Origin of the sequence: Brachybacterium kimchii, assembly GCF_023373525.1 — a bacterium.
Taxonomy (GTDB): Bacteria; Actinomycetota; Actinomycetes; order Actinomycetales; family Dermabacteraceae; genus Brachybacterium; species Brachybacterium kimchii.
On the sequence record NZ_CP097218.1, the window covers coordinates 229764 to 247523 of the forward strand.

Sequence of the window (17760 nt, forward strand, 5' to 3'; positions counted from 1 at the left end):
CCGGGGGCCGACGGGCAGGGCGTGCCCGACGGCGCGCCCTCCTCCGCCGGCGCCGCCCTCTGGGGCGGGCGCTTCGGCTCGGGCCCCGCGGCGGCGCTCGCGGCGCTCTCGAAGTCCACGCACTTCGACTGGAAGCTCGCGCAGTACGACCTGCGGGGCTCGAAGGCCCACGCGAAGGTCCTCCACGCGGCGGGCCTGCTGAGCGACGACGAGCTGACGCGGATGCACGATGCCCTCGACCGGCTCTCGGCCGACGTCGCCTCGGGCGCGTTCGCCGCGGCCGAGGACGACGAGGACGTGCACACGGCGCTCGAGCGCGGGCTCATCGAGCGCGCGGGCGACGAGCTCGGCGGCAAGCTGCGCGCGGGCCGCTCCCGCAACGACCAGATCGCGACGCTGATCCGGCTGTTCATCCGCGACAGCGCGCGCATCGTCGGTGACCAGGTCCTCGACCTGGTGGGGGTGCTGCTGGAGCGCGCGCGGGAGGTGCACGGCGCGGCGATGCCGGGCCGCACGCACCTGCAGCACGCGCAGCCGGTGCTGCTGAGCCACCATCTGCTCGCCCACGCCTGGCCGCTGCTGCGCGACGTCGAGCGCCTGCGCGATCTCGACGCCCGCGCGGCGATCTCGCCCTACGGGTCCGGTGCGCTCGCCGGTTCGAGCCTGGGACTGGATCCCCGGGCCGTGGCGACGGACCTCGGATTCGAGGACTCCGTGTGGAACTCGATCGACGGGACCGCCTCGCGGGACCTCACGGCCGAGTTCTCCTTCGTGCTGACGATGATCGGGATCGACCTCTCGCGGCTCGCGGAGGAGGTGATCCTGTGGAACACGAAGGAGTTCTCCTTCCTGACCCTGGACGACGCCTTCTCGACCGGCTCCTCGATCATGCCGCAGAAGAAGAACCCGGACATCGCCGAGCTCGCGCGCGGCAAGGCGGGACGGATCCTCGGGGACCACACGGGCCTGCTGGCGACGCTCAAGGCGCTGCCCCTGGCCTACAACCGGGATCTGCAGGAGGACAAGGAGCCGGTCTTCGACCAGGTCGACTCGCTGGGCCTCGTGCTCCCCGCGTTCACCGGGATGATGGCGACGCTCGTGTTCCACACCGAGCGCATGGAGCAGCTGGCCCCGCAGGGCTTCTCGCTCGCGACCGACATCGCCGACCACCTGGTGCGTCGCGGCGTCCCCTTCCGGGTCGCCCACGAGATCTCGGGCGCCTGCGTGAAGACCGCGGAGGAGCAGGACAAGGAGCTGTGGGACCTCACGGACGCGGAGTTCGCGAGCATCTCGGAGCACCTGGACCCCTCCATCCGCGAGGTGCTGAGCGTGGAGGGATCCATCGGCTCGCGCGACGCGAAGGGCGGGACCGCCCCCGCGCGCGTCGCCGAGCAGGAGGACGCCCTGGGCGCAGCGGTCGATGGCCTGCGCGCCTTCACCCGCGGCGCCTGACGGCGGCGCCCCGGGGCGGCGCCCGAGAACTCCGTCGCGCCCGGCGCGGTCGGTGGGGGAGAATGATCCCGGCGCCCGCCCGGGCGCCGCGAACGGACCGATCGAGAGGACCTGATCGATGCAGACCATCCTGGACGAGCTCACCTGGCGTGGGCTCGTGGTGCAGACCAGCGGGCGCGAGGCGCTCGGGACGGCACTCGCGGATGGACCGATCAGCCTCTATTGCGGTTTCGACCCCACCGCCGCCTCGCTCCACGTCGGCCACCTCACCCAGGTGCTGACCATGCGCCGCTTCCAGCTCGCCGGGCACAGGCCCTACGCGCTCGTCGGCGGTGCCACCGGCCTCATCGGCGATCCGCGGATGTCGGGGGAGCGGGTCCTGAACGACGAGAGCATCGTCGCGGGCTGGGTGGACTCGCTGCGCGGCCAGATCTCGCGGTTCCTCGACCTCGAGGGCGCCTCCGGCGTGCAGATGGTCAACAACCTGGACTGGATCGGGCAGATGAGCGCCCTGCAGTTCCTGCGGGACGTGGGCAAGCACTACCGCATGGGGACGATGCTCGCGAAGGAGACCGTCGCCCGGCGGCTCGCGAGCGACGAGGGCATCAGCTACACCGAGTTCAGCTACCAAGTGCTGCAGGGCATCGACTTCCTGGAGCTGTACAGGCGCCACGGGGTCAGCCTCCAGTTCGGCGGGAACGACCAGTGGGGCAACCTCATCTCCGGCGTGGACCTCATCCACAAGGTCGAGGGAAAGGACGCCCACGCGCTCACGACGCCCCTGGTCACGAAGGCCGACGGCACGAAGTTCGGCAAGAGCGAGGGCGGCGCCGTCTGGCTCGACCCCGAGCTCACGAGCCCGTACGCCTTCCACCAGTTCTGGCTCAACGCGGCCGATGCGGACGTCGTGAACTACCTGCGCTACTTCACCTTCCGCGACCAGGAGGACATCGCCGAGCTCGAGCGCGCGACGCACGAGGAGCCCCATCGGCGTCGGGCCCAGAAGGCCCTCGCCGACGACCTCACGACCCTCGTGCACGGGGCCGGTGCGACGCGCCAGGCAGAGGCCGCCGCGGCTGTCCTGTTCGGCAGGGGAGAGGTGCGCGAGCTCGAGGAGCCGACGCTCGAGGCCATCGCCCGGGAGCTGACCACGGTCGACCTGCCGGGCACGACGGCACTCGTGGACGCGTTCACGGCGGTGGGCATCATGACCTCCAAGTCCCAGGTCCGACGGGCCGCAGCCGAGGGGTCGCTCACCGTGAACGGCGAGAAGATGGATGCCGAGACGATCGAGCGCTCCCTCTCCGAGGCGGTGTCGCCCCTGCCCGGCGGGCACGTGCTCGTGCGACGCGGTCGCAAGGCTGCGGCCATGGTGCGGCTGGACGGCTGACCAGCTGGGCTGAATGCCTGAATGCCTGAATGCCTGAACGCCTGAACGCCTGAACGCCTGAACGGCTGCGCGACCGGGCGGGACGGCCGAGCGGTTCCTCGGCGCGATGGGTCGAGGTCCGGGCGGCTGCGGCCAGCTGGCCTCCCGCCGCGGATGGACCATCACGAGGGCCGGGCCCCGACACATGTCGGGACCCGGCCCTTCCGCATCCGGGCCGCGGAGCGCGTGCAGATCCGATGTGATGCCGTGCCCAGTCGCAGCTCACACGCCCCGGCACAGGGCCGCGATGGACGTTCACAAACACGCTTCACCTGCATAGACACCCGAAAGTGGGCTTGCGGCAGGGCCCTCGCCCCGAATTGACCGGCGCTCTCGCCGGGGCCTAATGTCTTCCTTGTCGCCGCAACGAGGACAACGACGGAGGGCCGGCCCTGAGGGGCACGGGACGACGCCGGGACCGAGGAGCGGAGACGAGCTGGACCGGGCCTCCCGGGACCCGCACCACGATGTGGCGCAGATCCCTTTGGAGGACTTGCGGAAGGCGAGGAGCTTCGACTACAGTTGAGCCTCGCGCCTCCCCGACGGAGAGTCGGGCCGCACCGCGGACGGCGCATCGAGCCCCTGACACAACCCAGGATCTGGGTTGCAACGGTGTGCGCGTGTTGTTTGAGATCTCAATAGCGTGTCTGTTTGTTGATGCCAAATTTTTTGTTTTGGCATGACGGATGATGTAGCAGATTTATATGAATGTGCTAGTCGTTTGTTTTGTCGGGATTATAGTTTTTCATTTTTTGATGGAGAGTTTGATCCTGGCTCAGGACGAACGCTGGCGGCGTGCTTAACACATGCAAGTCGAACGATGATGGCCGTGCTTGCACGGCTGGATTAGTGGCGAACGGGTGAGTAACACGTGAGTAACCTGCCCTCCACTTCGGGATAACCTCGGGAAATCGGGGCTAATACCGGATATGAGCACCTACTGCATGGTGGGTGTTGGAAAGTTTTTCGGTGGGGGATGGACTCGCGGCCTATCAGCTTGTTGGTGAGGTAGTGGCTCACCAAGGCGTTGACGGGTAGCCGGCCTGAGAGGGCGACCGGCCACACTGGGACTGAGACACGGCCCAGACTCCTACGGGAGGCAGCAGTGGGGAATATTGCACAATGGGCGAAAGCCTGATGCAGCGACGCCGCGTGAGGGATGACGGCCTTCGGGTTGTAAACCTCTTTCAGCAGGGAAGAAGCGAGAGTGACGGTACCTGCAGAAGAAGCGCCGGCTAACTACGTGCCAGCAGCCGCGGTAATACGTAGGGCGCAAGCGTTGTCCGGAATTATTGGGCGTAAAGAGCTTGTAGGTGGCTTGTCGCGTCTGCCGTGAAAACCCGAGGCTCAACCTCGGGCGTGCGGTGGGTACGGGCAGGCTAGAGTGTGGTAGGGGAGACTGGAACTCCTGGTGTAGCGGTGAAATGCGCAGATATCAGGAAGAACACCGATGGCGAAGGCAGGTCTCTGGGCCATTACTGACACTGAGAAGCGAAAGCATGGGGAGCGAACAGGATTAGATACCCTGGTAGTCCATGCCGTAAACGTTGGGCACTAGGTGTGGGGGACATTCCACGTTTTCCGCGCCGTAGCTAACGCATTAAGTGCCCCGCCTGGGGAGTACGGCCGCAAGGCTAAAACTCAAAGGAATTGACGGGGGCCCGCACAAGCGGCGGAGCATGCGGATTAATTCGATGCAACGCGAAGAACCTTACCAAGGCTTGACATGCACCGGACAGCTGCAGAGATGTGGCCTTCTTTGGACTGGTGCACAGGTGGTGCATGGTTGTCGTCAGCTCGTGTCGTGAGATGTTGGGTTAAGTCCCGCAACGAGCGCAACCCTCGTTCCATGTTGCCAGCACGTGATGGTGGGGACTCATGGGAGACTGCCGGGGTCAACTCGGAGGAAGGTGGGGACGACGTCAAATCATCATGCCCCTTATGTCTTGGGCTTCACGCATGCTACAATGGCCGGTACAATGGGTTGCGATACTGTGAGGTGGAGCGAATCCCAAAAAGCCGGTCTCAGTTCGGATTGGGGTCTGCAACTCGACCCCATGAAGTCGGAGTCGCTAGTAATCGCAGATCAGCAACGCTGCGGTGAATACGTTCCCGGGCCTTGTACACACCGCCCGTCAAGTCACGAAAGTCGGTAACACCCGAAGCCGGTGGCCCATCCCTTGTGGGGGGAGCCGTCGAAGGTGGGATCGGTGATTGGGACTAAGTCGTAACAAGGTAGCCGTACCGGAAGGTGCGGCTGGATCACCTCCTTTCTAAGGAGCATCACCAGTATTGGTGGCCATCTGCCTGCCCGTTCGTGGTGGGGGTGGTTGCTCATGGGTGGAACATCAACGGATGGGCGCTTCGCTCGCTGGCCGCGGGATTGTCGTAGTACTCCTCCTTGGGGGGATGGAACGGATGGTCTGGCTGGTGGGTTCGAGGTGGAGGCACGCTATTGGGTTTTGAGGCTGCACGCAGCCCTGCCCCCTTTCGGGGGTTGGGGTGTGTGGCTGGTCCTCCCCGTCATGATCTGCCGTGTGGTGGGTTGTGGTGGTGTGGGGTTGTTTTTTGAGAACTGCATAGTGGACGCGAGCATCTTGTAAGCAATTTTTAGTGTCTTTGTGATATTTTTTTGTGTTGCCTAAGTCTTCAAGGGCGCACGGTGAATGCCTGGGCACGAGGAGCCGATGAAGGACGTAGGAGTCTGCGATAAGCCTCGGGGAGGTGACAACCGACCTGTGATCCGGGGATGTCCGAATGGGGAAACCCACCAGGGGTCATGCTCTGGTACCCGCCACTGAATGTATAGGTGGTGTGGAGGGAACGTGGGGAAGTGAAACATCTCAGTACCCACAGGAAGAGAAAACAATAGTGATTCCGTGAGTAGTGGCGAGCGAAAGCGGAGGTGGCTAAACCGGATCTGTGCGATACCCGGCAGGGGTTGCAGGTTCGGGGTTGTTGGGACGTGTCTGATTCTTCTGCCGGAGGGTCGACGTTTGGCATGCTGCTAGTCGAAGCCGTGGTGAGTGCGGTGGCGTAGAGGGTGTGACTCCCGTAGACGAAAGTGGTGTGTGGCGTGACGCTGTTCCCGAGTAGCACCGGGCCCGTGAAATCCGGTGTGAATCTGCCAGGACCACCTGGTAAGCCTGAATACTACCTCGTGACCGATAGCGGACAAGTACCGTGAGGGAAAGGTGAAAAGTACCCCGGGAGGGGAGTGAAATAGTACCTGAAACCGTGTGCTTACAATCCGTCGGAGCCTTACGGGGTGACGGCGTGCCTTTTGAAGAATGAGCCTGCGAGTTAGTGGTCGGTGGCGAGGTTAACCCGTGTGGGGTAGCCGTAGCGAAAGCGAGTCTGAACGGGGCGTTCAGTCGCCGGCTCTAGACCCGAAGCGAAGTGATCTATCCATGGGCAGTGTGAAGCGCGGGTAAGACCGCGTGGAGGCGCGAACCCACTTCAGTTGAAAATGGAGGGGATGACCTGTGGATAGGGGTGAAAGGCCAATCAAACTTCGTGATAGCTGGTTCTCCCCGAAATGCATTTAGGTGCAGCGTTGCGTGTTTCGTGCCGGAGGTAGAGCACTGGATAGGCGATGGGCCCCACCGGGTTACTGACCTTAACCAAACTCCGAATGCCGGTACGTGAGAGCGCAGCAGTGAGACGGTGGGGGATAAGCTTCATCGTCGAGAGGGAAACAGCCCAGAACATCAGCTAAGGCCCCTAAGCGTGTGCTAAGTGGAAAAGGATGTGGAGTTGCTGAGACAACCAGGAGGTTGGCTTAGAAGCAGCCACCCTTGAAAGAGTGCGTAATAGCTCACTGGTCAAGTGATTCTGCGCCGACAATGTAGCGGGGCTCAAGTACACCGCCGAAGCTGTGTCACTCCGGATTTGGTCCGGGGTGGGTAGGGGAGCGTCGTGCAGGCAGTGAAGCTGCGGGGTAACCCAGTGGTGGAGACTGCACGAGTGAGAATGCAGGCATGAGTAGCGAAAGACGGGTGAGAAACCCGTCCGCCGATTGATCAAGGGTTCCAGGGCCAGGTTAATCCGCCCTGGGTTAGTCGGGACCTAAGGCGAGGCCGACAGGCGTAGTCGATGGACATCGGGTTGATATTCCCGAACCGATCGTAGGAGGACCCATACCGAGGCGTGTGATGCTAACCACCCGAGTCTCCTCCATGTCCTTCGGGATGTGGGTGGGGGTGAGGCTGGGAACCAAGCATGTAGTAGGTCAGCGCATGGGATGACGCAGTGAGGTAGCTTCCGCGGACTTAATGGAATAGTCCGTCTAAGCGTGCAGCCCGCGCACCGGTAATGCGGTGCCGTATGGGGTGAGACGTGATGGGGATCCCGTATGGGCGTAGGTGAGTGATCCTGTACTGCCGAGAAAAGTTCCGGCGTGACGAATACGGTCGCCCGTACCCGAAACCGACTCAGGTGATCAGGTAGAGAATACCGAGGCGTTCGAGAGAATCGTGGTTAAGGAACTCGGCAAAATGCCCCCGTAACTTCGGGAGAAGGGGGGCCTGAGCAGTGAGAGCTGTGAGGGCCGCAGAGACCAGGGAGAAGCGACTGTTTACTAAAAACACAGGTCCGTGCGAAGTCGTAAGACGCTGTATACGGACTGACGCCTGCCCGGTGCTGGAAGGTTAAGAGGACTGGTTAGCGCCCTTGTGGTGCGAAGCTGAGAATTTAAGCCCCAGTAAACGGCGGTGGTAACTATAACCATCCTAAGGTAGCGAAATTCCTTGTCGGGTAAGTTCCGACCTGCACGAATGGCGTAACGACTTCTCCACTGTCTCAACCGCGAACTCGGCGAAATTGCATTACGAGTAAAGATGCTCGTTACGCGCAGCAGGACGGAAAGACCCCGGGACCTTTACTATAGTTTGGTATTGGTGTTCGGGACGGCTTGTGTAGGATAGGTGGGAGACTGGGAAGCATGGACGCTAGTTCGTGTGGAGTCGTTGTTGAAATACCACTCTGGTCGTTCTGGATTCCTAACCTCGGTCCGTGATCCGGATCAGGGACAGTGCCTGATGGGTAGTTTAACTGGGGCGGTTGCCTCCTAAAGAGTAACGGAGGCGCTCAAAGGTTCCCTCATCCTGGTTGGCAATCAGGTGTTGAGTGTAAGTGCACAAGGGAGCTTGACTGCGAGACAGACATGTCGGGCAGGTGCGAAAGCAGGAACTAGTGATCCGGCACCTCATTGTGGAATGGGTGTCGCTCAACGGATAAAAGGTACCCCGGGGATAACAGGCTGATCTTGCCCAAGAGCTCATATCGACGGCATGGTTTGGCACCTCGATGTCGGCTCGTCGCATCCTGGGGCTGGAGTTGGTCCCAAGGGTTAGGCTGTTCGCCTATTAAAGCGGTACGCGAGCTGGGTTTAGAACGTCGTGAGACAGTTCGGTCCCTATCCGCTGCGCGCGTTGGATATTTGAGAAGACCTGTCCCTAGTACGAGAGGACCGGGATGGACTGACCTCTGGTGTGCCAGTTGTTCTGCCAAGGGCATGGCTGGTTGGCTACGTCGGGAAGGGATAACCGCTGAAAGCATCTAAGCGGGAAGCCTGCTTCAAGATGAGATATCCGTGCACCCTTGTGGTGTGGGAGGCCCCCAGGAGATGACTGGGTTGATAGGCCAGATGTGGAAGCACAGTAATGTGTGGAGCTGACTGGTACTAATGGCCGATGACTTATCAACACAAATTTTGAGAATTGTGTGCTGTGCTCGCGTCTACTGTGTGGTTCTCGGGAAACAACCCCCGGGCCCCTTGATAGGGGTGTGGTGGGTTGGTGTTGTCTCGTGGTGTTACGGCGGTCATAGCGTTGGGGAAACGCCCGGTTCCATTCCGAACCCGGTAGCTAAGCCCTTCTGCGCCGATGGTACTGCACTCGGGAGGGTGTGGGAGAGTAGGACGCCGCCGGACGTTCTTTTGTGGAGAGGGTTGTGGCTCGTTGCCAGCTGCTCCTCGGACTCGATGTATCGGGTTCGGGTGGAGCGCGGTGACGAGCCACAACCCTTCTCTGCGTCCATACGTATTTTTCTCGCCGCTGCGGTGTTTGGTCCGGCCAGGGCCGGCGTTCTCGGCGGCGACCCCTGTGGCACTCGGACCTGCCTTCCCGCCCGTCGAGCGGGAGCCCGGCAGGGGTGGCCTGGAGACCCGTGGCGTCCGCGTGTGGTGTGGTGCATGCCCAGAGGCTGAAGGTGGTTGCGCAGATGCCCCCGGGGCTAGAATCGTGAGGGTCCTCGCGAGCGTGGGGACCCGTGGCCGTGACCCCGTGCGAGAGGACGAATCGTGGAATCTGCCCTCTCGTCACTCCCGGACGTCGATGAGGAGCTCGCGGGAGCCGTGCTCTCGGGGCTCACGCGCATCGAGAAGAGGCTGACGGACACCGTCGCGATCTCCGACGACATGATGGCGTGGACATCCCGCCACCTCATGGATGCCGGCGGCAAGCGGCTCCGCCCTCTCGTGGTTCTCCTCGCGGCCTCCATGGGCGACATCGCCGACGAATCGGTGATCGACGCCGGCACCCTCGTCGAGCTCACGCACCTTGCCTCCCTCTATCACGACGACGTCATGGATTCGGCGCCCACACGGAGAGGGACGACGAGCGCCCACGAGGTCTGGGGCAACTCGGTGGCCATCCTCACCGGGGACTTCCTGTTCGCCCGCGCGAGCGCCCTGAGCGCGCAGCTGGGCGCCCACATTGTCGCCCTCCACGCACGCACCTTCGAGCGCCTCTGCCTCGGCCAGCTGCACGAGACCGTCGGCCCCGCAGAGGATGCCGACCCGTTCGAGCACTACCTCTCCGTCCTCTCCGACAAGACAGCATCGCTGCTCTCCGTCGCCGGGGAGATCGGTGCGATCACCTCCGGTGCGGGCGAGGAGGTCGCCGCCGTCATGCGCGCGTACGGAGAGAAGGCCGGCGTCGCCTTCCAGCTCGCCGACGACGTCCTCGACCTGCGCAGCGATTCCCAGACCTCCGGCAAGAACCCGGGCACGGACCTGCGCGAGGGCGTCCCCACGATGCCGACCCTGCTCATCCGCAGGCGCCTGGCGGAGAATCCGGATGAGCGCACGCGCGACATCGTCGCCCGGCTCGACGGGGACCTCAGCGACGACGAGGACCTCGCAGTGCTCGTGGACCTCCTCCGTGAGGACACGTCCCTCGAGACGACCCTCGAGATGGCCCACTCGCTCGTCGGCGAGGCCATCGAGATCCTGAGCGCGCTGCCGGACGTCCCCGCCCGCCGCGCTTTGATCGACTTCACACGAGGACTCGTCGACCGCGACACGTGATCGACCACTGAGGTCAGCCCGTGCTGCGCCGCAGGGTCGTCGGGGTCCGAGGCCCGTCGTCGCCCGCTCGCCACTCCACATTCACGTCCGGCCATTGGCCTCAGTCCGACCGCCCGGTAGCATCGCTCCGGGCACTCCACGCCGAAGGTCGCCGGTACCACCGCGGCCGCACGGCGAGCCGGCTGATCGACGCCGGGAGCTGAGCGCCCTCATACCGACGGGTCTTGTAGGGGGCTGTCGCGTTCTGGGGCCACCTCGGGCAGCGCGGCATGAGGGGCAGGGGAGCTGCACGTGGCATTCGCGATGAAGGGCCGACGGCGCCGACGCACCCTCGTCTCCAGCGCCGTCCTGGCCGTTCTCGCGCTCGTCATCACCGTCTGCGCCGTGCGCTTCGACGGTCTCGCCTCCGCCGAGGTCACCGTCAACAACGGCGCCGTCTGGGTCACCAACTCCCAGAAGCACCTCCTGGGGCGCCTCAACGTCGACGCGCAGGAGCTCGACGGCCGCGAAGCCATCGACGGCGACGACCTCGACGTCCTGCAGGACGGGTACCACGTGATGGTGACCGGTCCCAGGGGCATCATCCCCATCGACACCGCCAGCGTCGAGCGGACCGGCAGCATCGACCTCGGCGTGGACCCCGAGGTCGATCTCGGGTCGGACCGCGTCGGCATCATCGGGCAGGGGGGTCGTGTCTGGGTCGCCGACGCCGGCCAGATCTCCTCCTTCTCCGCGACAGGGCAGAAGCCGGTGCTCACCGCGGAGGACGAGAACGCACAGATCGCGGTCACCGACTCCGGGACCGTCTTCGTCCTCGACGGGAAGCAGCTGTACAAGATCCCGCGCACCCTGGACGTCGGCAAGGCGAAGCCCGAGAAGATCGGCACCATCGACGATCTCTCGAACACCGAGGACGCCGTCTCCCTCACCAGCGTCGGCGAGACGCCCGTCGTGCTCGACACCGGGACCGGGCACGGGCGGCTGCACATCGGCGAGGACGCGAAGACCGACGTCGCGCTCGAGGACCTGGGGGCATCGACCGCGAGCATCCAGGGCGCCGAGCTCCAGCAGCCGGGCCCCGAGTCCGAGGACGTCGTCCTCGCCACCACGGACACGCTCTACCAGATCCCGCTCAGCGGCTCGGCCGGCAAGGCGCAGCACTACGCTTCCGGCGGGAACGGAGAGCCCGTCGCGCCCGCGCAGGTCGGCGGCTGCTCCTACGGCGCGTGGAACGGGTCCCTGCGCTACGTGCGCGTGTGCGGCGGGGAGGTGAAGGAGGACTCGATCGAGGACGCCCGCGACGAGAGCGACCTCGCGCTGCGCGTCAACGGGGACCTCGTCGTCCTCAACGATCAGGAGAGCGGCCTGTCCTGGATGATCTCCCAGGACATGACACTGGTCGACGACTGGGTCGTCACCCAGGACATCAAGAAGGACGACCGCGAGCAGGAGGAGAAGGAGACCAAGACCTCCACGGTCGCGAACCTCGACTACGACCGCAAGGAGGACAACCGCGACCCGGTCGCGAACCCCGACGAGATGGGTGTGCGCGCCGGATCCAGCACCGTGCTGGACGTGCTGCGCAACGACACCGATCCTGACGGCGACGTCCTCACCGCGAAACCCAAGAAGGCCGAGAGCGACCTGGGGCGCGTGACGCCGATCCGCGGCGGCACCCAGCTGCAGATCGACGTTCCCGAGGACGCGAAGCCCGGGACGAAGAAGGAGGTCGTCTACACGGTCTCCGACGGCCGGGGCGGCACCGCGGAGTCCGTCGCGACCCTCACGGTCCGGGGGGATCAGGACAACGCGCCGCCCGAGCTCGCCCAGGACGAGACGCCGAAGATGAAGATCCGCTCCGGGCGCAGCTTCAGCTTCAACATCCTGCCGTACTACCGCGATCCCGACGGCGACGACTTCTACCTCGCCGCGGCGTCCGTCGAACCCGAGGACAGCGTCACCTTCACCCCGGACGGCGTGGTGAGCTTCACCGACGCGGGCCTCGAGGACGGCGAGAAGTCCATCTCCCTCACCCTGCGCGACGACAAGGGACAGGAGTTCGAGAGCGAGCTCAAGGTGGAGGTCGTCCAGGACGAGGACCTCGCGCCGATCACCACGGCCGACCACACCCAGGTCGTGGCCGGCAGCACCGTCGACCTCGAGCCGCTCGAGAACGACCTGAGCCCGTCGGGCGACAAGCTCGAGCTCGCAGAGGTCTCCCTCGAGGGCGGCGGGGACGGTCTCGACATCGAGAAGGACCTCGATGCCGGCACCGTCTCCGTCACCGGCAGGACTGCCGGCACCTACTACCTCGACTACACGATCGTCGGGGGCACGCAGAGCGCCGACGGACTCATCCGCGTGGACGTCGCCGACCCGAGCACCGAGGCCGAGAAGCCCGTCGCCGTGGACGACCTCGGCATGGTCACGGCCGGCGGGTCCACGCTCGTCGACCCGCTCGAGAACGACGTCGACCCGACCGGGGGAGTGCTGGTCGTCGACTCCGTGTCGGTGCCCGAGGGCAGCGGCGTCGATGCGCGCGTGCTCGATCACCACCTCATCAAGATCACCGCGGACCCCGATGCCGAGACCGACGGCGAGCCCGTCCCGATCTCGTACACCGTCTCCAACCAGGCCGGCGAGGTCGAGGGCACCGTCCAGACCATGGTCGTGAAGACCGACAGCCAGTTCGCCGAGCCGAAGACCGTCAATGACGAGGTCACGGTGCGCGCTGGGGATCTGGTGACGGCCGACGTCCTCGCGAACGACACGTCCCCGATCGACTCCGACCTCGCCCTCGGCGGGGACTTCCGCGACGCCGACGACGCGAAGGGCATGGGCACGCTCGAGACCTATCAGGACAAGATCCGCTTCACCGCGAAGCCCGATGCCAAGGGCGAGACCTCCCTGTCCTACACCGCCACCGACGAGACCGGGCGCTCTGCCTCCGCGCGACTGCGGATCACCGTGGTCCCGGACGACGCCAGCAACGAGCGCCCCGCGCCGCAGAACCTCACCGCGCGCACCGTCGCCGGGAGCACGGTGCGCATCCCCGTGAGCCTCAGCGGCGTCGACCCCGACGGCGACTCCGTCATCCTCACCGGCGTCACCGGCGACGCCCCGACCAAGGGACGCGTGACCTCGGCGTCCGGCGAGTGGATCGACTACGTGGCCGACGACGACGCCTCGGGCACGGACACCTTCCGCTACCAGGTGATGGACCGCCAGGGAGCCGTCGGCACCGCAGAGGTGAAGGTCGGCATCGCCGCCCGCACCGAGACCAACCAGTACCCCGTCGCCGAGGACGACACGGTCGAGGCCAAGCCGGGGCGCAAGCTGCAGGTCTTCCCGCTGGAGAACGACACCGACCCCGAGGGGGCGCCGCTCAGCATCGACCGCGACCTCGTGAAGTCCGAGGACGGCTCCGTCGACCTCGACGAGGACCAGGCGAAGGGCTCGGCCTCCGTCGACATGGTGACCCCGAAGGAGCCCGGCACGTACACCATCAGGTACGGCGCGAGCGACGGATCCCTCTCCGACGAGGCCAGCATCCTGCTGACCGTCAAGGAGGACGCCGAGGAGCGAGCTCCGATCGTCACCGACGACTTCGTCCCCGCCGCGGAGGTGCTCGACGAGAGCAGCGACCACGTGGACGTCGACGCCCTCGCGAACGACGTCGACCCCGACGGCAGCGTCAAGGACCTCGAGCTCGCGATCGACGGCAGCCCCGAGGGCGTGCAGATCGTCGACGAGGACCGCGGGATCGTGCGCGTCACCCCGCGTGAGGATCCTTTCCGGATCCGCTACACCGCCACCGATCTCGACGACCATTCCGCGGCCGGCTACATCTGGGTGCCGGGCACCTCGAAGCAGGCCCCGACCTGGGTCGGCGAACCCATCACCGTCCAGGCCGGGACGGAGGCGAAGATCCCGCTCGACGACACCGACAACGTGCGCGTGCGACCGGGCGGCCAGGCCCCCGTCATCACCGATACCGCCACCGTGAAGGCGAAGCACGCGAACGGCGACAGCCTCGTCGAGGACGAGCACACCCTCGTGTACCGGGCGGCCGACGACTACTCCGGCGAGGACACGATCACGGCCGAGGTCACCGACGGGCCGCGAGGCGACGACACCGCTGCCGTGGGCATGCTGTCGATCCCGGTCCAGGTCGAGTCCAAGGACAACAGGCCGCCGTCGATCCAGGGGACCGATCTCGAGGTCGAGCAGGGCGGCGACGCCCGCCAGGTCGATCTCGCCCGGACCACCGAGGATCCCGAGGGTGACGCCCTCACCTTCGAGTCCACCGGCGAGACCGGAGTGGACGGCATCAGCGTCGAGGTCAGCCCCGAGGGCGTGGTGAGCGCCCAGGCCGATGCCGACGTCGCCAAGGGCACGAAGTTCTCGGCGCCCGTCTCCGTCTCCGACGGCACCAACGACCCCGTGAAGGCCGAGATCAGCGGCACGGTCACCGGCTCCCGGGAGCCGCTTCCCTCCGCCCAGGGGGACACCTACGACATCGACGCGGGGGACACGAAGACCGTGCGTCCCACCGCGAACGACACCGAGCCCCTGGGCAAGCCCGTCACCATCGTCGACGCGAAGGCGAAGGCCGGCACGATCGACGTGGACCACACGGACGACGCGGTGACGCTGGCGCCCGGTGCCGACTTCCACGGCGTCGCGACGGTCAGCTACACCATCCAGGACGCCACCAAGGATCCCGACCGGCAGGGCACGGGCACCATCCGCGTCAACGTGCGCGGCAAGCCGGAATCCCCGTCGGCCCCTCGCATCGAGGAAACCGGCGACGGGTACGTGGTGCTCGGATTCGAGCCCGGGAACGACAACGGCGCCCCGATCACGGGGTACACGGTGAAGCCCGCCGGTGGCGGGAAGTCCACGCAGTGCGAGAGCACGACCTGCAAGATCACCGGACTCACCAACGACACCGAGTACACCTTCACCGTCGCCGCGACGAACGACGTGGGGACGTCGGAGCCGTCGGCCGCCTCGGCGAAGGCCCGTCCCGACGTGAAGCCGGAGAAGCCCGAGGCGCCGCGCGCGAAGCGCGGCGACGGCAAGCTCCAGGTGTCCTGGACGAAGCCCGTCAACCACGGCTCGCCCATCAGCGAGTACGCGCTGCAGATGATCGGCGAGGACGGTTCCACGACGTCCATCCCGGTCGAGGGCGGGAGCACCAGCACCACGGTGGACGGCCTGACCAACGGCGTCGACTACACCTTCCGCGTCCGCGCGAAGAACAAGGCCGACGAGCCCTCCGACTGGTCGGAGCGGTCGTCGGCGGAGCACCCTGCGGGCAAGCCCAAGAAGCCGTCGGGCAAGATCACCGCGACGCGCCTCGAGGACGAGCTGGGCGGCGCCGTCTCGGTGAAGTGGCCGGCGATGACCGAGGACGAGCAGAACGGCGAGAAGGTCACCTCGTACACGGTCACCGCCCACCCCGCGAAGGGCGGCGGCGATAAGACCATCACCACCAAGGACGGCAAGACCTCCGGCCGGTTCGACGACCTGGACCGCAACGCCGAGTACACCTTCACCTACACGGGCACGAACTCCGTGGGCACGGGCACGGAGGCCTCGGCGGCCTCGAACCCGGTCACGGCGTACGCGAAGGCGAAGGCCCCCACCGAAGTCACGGCCTCCCTCCCCGACGCCCACACGGGCGGCGGGCCCAACGGCCGCGTCACGGTCTCCTGGAAGAAGGCGGATGGGCGCGGCACCCCGATCGACCACTACATGGTGCGGTGGCCCGGCGGCGAGCCGCAGACCGTGGACGCCTCGAAGGACTCCGTGACGATCGACGGGCTGGAGAACGGGAAGGACTTCACGTTCACCGTGCAGGCGTACAACCGCTTCGCGGGCGGCGAGAGCGAGCTCTCGAAGGCCTCGAGCGCCGTGCGCCCGTACACGAAGCCGGATGCGCCGTCGGTGACGATGAGCGCAGCGAACTGCAGCGGCACCTCCTGCCCCGTGACCGCGAAGATCAGGGCCAACGGCGGCGGCGGAGTCGGCGTGAGCAAGGTCCAGTACCGCGTGAACGGCGGCGGCTGGAAGGACCTCGGCGCCGGCGGCGGCGATCCGCAGGTCGGAGCGAAGGGCGGCACGAAGTACGCCGTCGACGCGCGCGTCGTGAACAGCGAGAAGCTCGTCAGCGGCACCACCTCCGACTCCGCGACCGCCAAGTCGCCCACCCCGAAACAGTCGGGGAATGCCGACTGGGAGGGCGAGGGCGGCGCCTCGGGAGAGACCGGCTGCGAGAACGGCAGCTGCCGCTGGTTCAGCTTCAGCCTCGAGAACATGGAGCCGGGGAAGACGTACCAGCTCGACTTCTACGAGTACGAGACCGACAGCAAGTGGTCCGATGGGGCGAGCTCCCTTCCGAAGGAGATCACTGCTGACGGTCAGGGGCGGTTCACCAGCACCCATCAGTACTTCCACGGCTATCCGGGCAAGAAGTTCGACGTCCTGCTCGACGGGAAGAAGGTCGCGACGATCACGGAGCCCAAGAAGTGACGCACGACCCCCGGCCCGTCAGCCCCATTCCATCCCGCACCATCGGAGACCCCACGTGAGCATGACCCCCGAACAGGCGAGCTGGTTCGCCGACACCTTCGACAAGCTCGTCCAGAGCGTCGGCCAGGCCGTCCTGGGCAAGAGCGACGTGGTGCGCCTCGTGCTCACCTCGATGCTCGCCCCCGGGCACGTGCTGCTCGAGGACGCGCCGGGCACGGGGAAGACCTCGCTCGCCCGCGCGCTCGCCGCGACCGTGCAGGGCACGTCGACGCGCATCCAGTTCACGCCCGACCTTCTGCCCTCCGACGTCACCGGCGTGACGATCTACGACCAGGCCACCAAGCAGTTCGAGTTCCACAAGGGACCCGTCTTCGCGAACATCGTCCTGGCCGACGAGATCAACCGCGCCTCGCCGAAGACGCAGTCCTCGATGCTCGAGGTGATGGAGGAGGGGCGGGTCACCGTCGACGGCGTCACCCATGAGGTCGGCTCCCCGTTCCTCGTGATCGCCACCCAGAACCCCATCGAGCAGGCCGGCACCTACCGCCTCCCCGAGGCGCAGCTGGACCGCTTCCTCATGAAGACGTCCCTGGGGTACCCCGACCACGCCTCGAGCGTGCAGATCCTCCAGGGCTCCGCGATCCGCGACCGCAGCAGGCAGCTCAGCCCGAAGATCTCCCTGCAGGCCGTCGACGACATGACCGCCCTCGCCTCGACCGTGCACGTGGACCCCGCAGTCCTCGAGTACGTCTCCCGGCTCATGGAGGAGACCCGCCTGGCCGACGAGGTCCGCGTGGGCGTCTCGATCCGCGGCGCCCTCGCCCTCATGCGCGCGGTCAAGGTCTGGGCCGCCGCCGACGGCCGCCACTACGTCGTCCCCGACGACGTCAAGGAGCTCATCGCGCCTGTCTGGCTGCACCGGTTCGTCCTGGACCCCGAGGCCGAGTTCGCCGGGGCCTCCGCCGCGAGCGTCATGGGCAGGATCCTCTCCGAGGTCGCTCCGCCGCAGGCCCGCCGAGAGAGCGCGTGAGCC

General features: G+C 66.0%; 5 protein-coding genes and 3 rRNA genes. All 8 read left to right on the plus strand.

The features are described from left to right. Window positions 1-21: 21 nt before the first annotated feature. The 8 genes from argH to M4486_RS01145 all read left to right on the plus strand — a co-directional run bounded on the left by argH (window position 22) and on the right by M4486_RS01145 (window position 17757). The gene (gene argH / locus M4486_RS01110; protein WP_249481189.1) at window positions 22-1452 is read left to right on the plus strand and encodes an argininosuccinate lyase; all 1431 of its coding nucleotides are present in this window, start codon (window positions 22-24) and stop codon (window positions 1450-1452) included. A 118-nt stretch (window positions 1453-1570) separates the two neighbouring features. After that, window positions 1571-2842 carry a tyrosine--tRNA ligase gene (tyrS, locus tag M4486_RS01115; RefSeq protein WP_249479160.1) on the plus strand — a complete coding sequence of 424 codons (1272 nt, stop codon included), beginning with the start codon at window positions 1571-1573 and terminating at the stop codon, window positions 2840-2842. 791 nt (window positions 2843-3633) lie between these two features. Further along, window positions 3634-5154, plus strand: a 16S ribosomal RNA gene (locus tag M4486_RS01120). Window positions 5155-5519: 365 nt separating this feature from the next. Then, window positions 5520-8587 (plus strand): 23S ribosomal RNA (locus M4486_RS01125). A 109-nt stretch (window positions 8588-8696) separates the two neighbouring features. Further along, a 5S ribosomal RNA gene (rrf, locus tag M4486_RS01130) occupies window positions 8697-8813 on the plus strand. Together the 16S, 23S and 5S rRNA genes form the textbook arrangement of a ribosomal RNA operon. 369 nt (window positions 8814-9182) lie before the next feature. After that, complete coding sequence (locus tag M4486_RS01135; protein WP_249479161.1) at window positions 9183-10190, plus strand: polyprenyl synthetase family protein; 1008 nt, start codon at window positions 9183-9185, stop codon at window positions 10188-10190. A gap of 291 nt (window positions 10191-10481) precedes the next feature. Beyond that, window positions 10482-16727 carry an Ig-like domain-containing protein gene (locus M4486_RS01140; protein WP_249479162.1) on the plus strand — a complete coding sequence of 2082 codons (6246 nt, stop codon included), beginning with the start codon at window positions 10482-10484 and terminating at the stop codon, window positions 16725-16727. Window positions 16728-16782: 55 nt separating this feature from the next. Beyond that, on the plus strand, window positions 16783-17757 hold the full coding sequence (locus M4486_RS01145) for an AAA family ATPase (protein WP_249479163.1): 975 nt from the start codon (window positions 16783-16785) through the stop codon (window positions 17755-17757). Window positions 17758-17760: the final 3 nt, after the last annotated feature.

Bases quoted from the DNA above. Each gene is read 5' to 3' on its own strand.
- tyrS (WP_249479160.1), top strand. From the start codon at position 1,571: ATGCAGACCATCCTGGACGAGCTCACCTGGCGTGGGCTCGTGGTGCAG.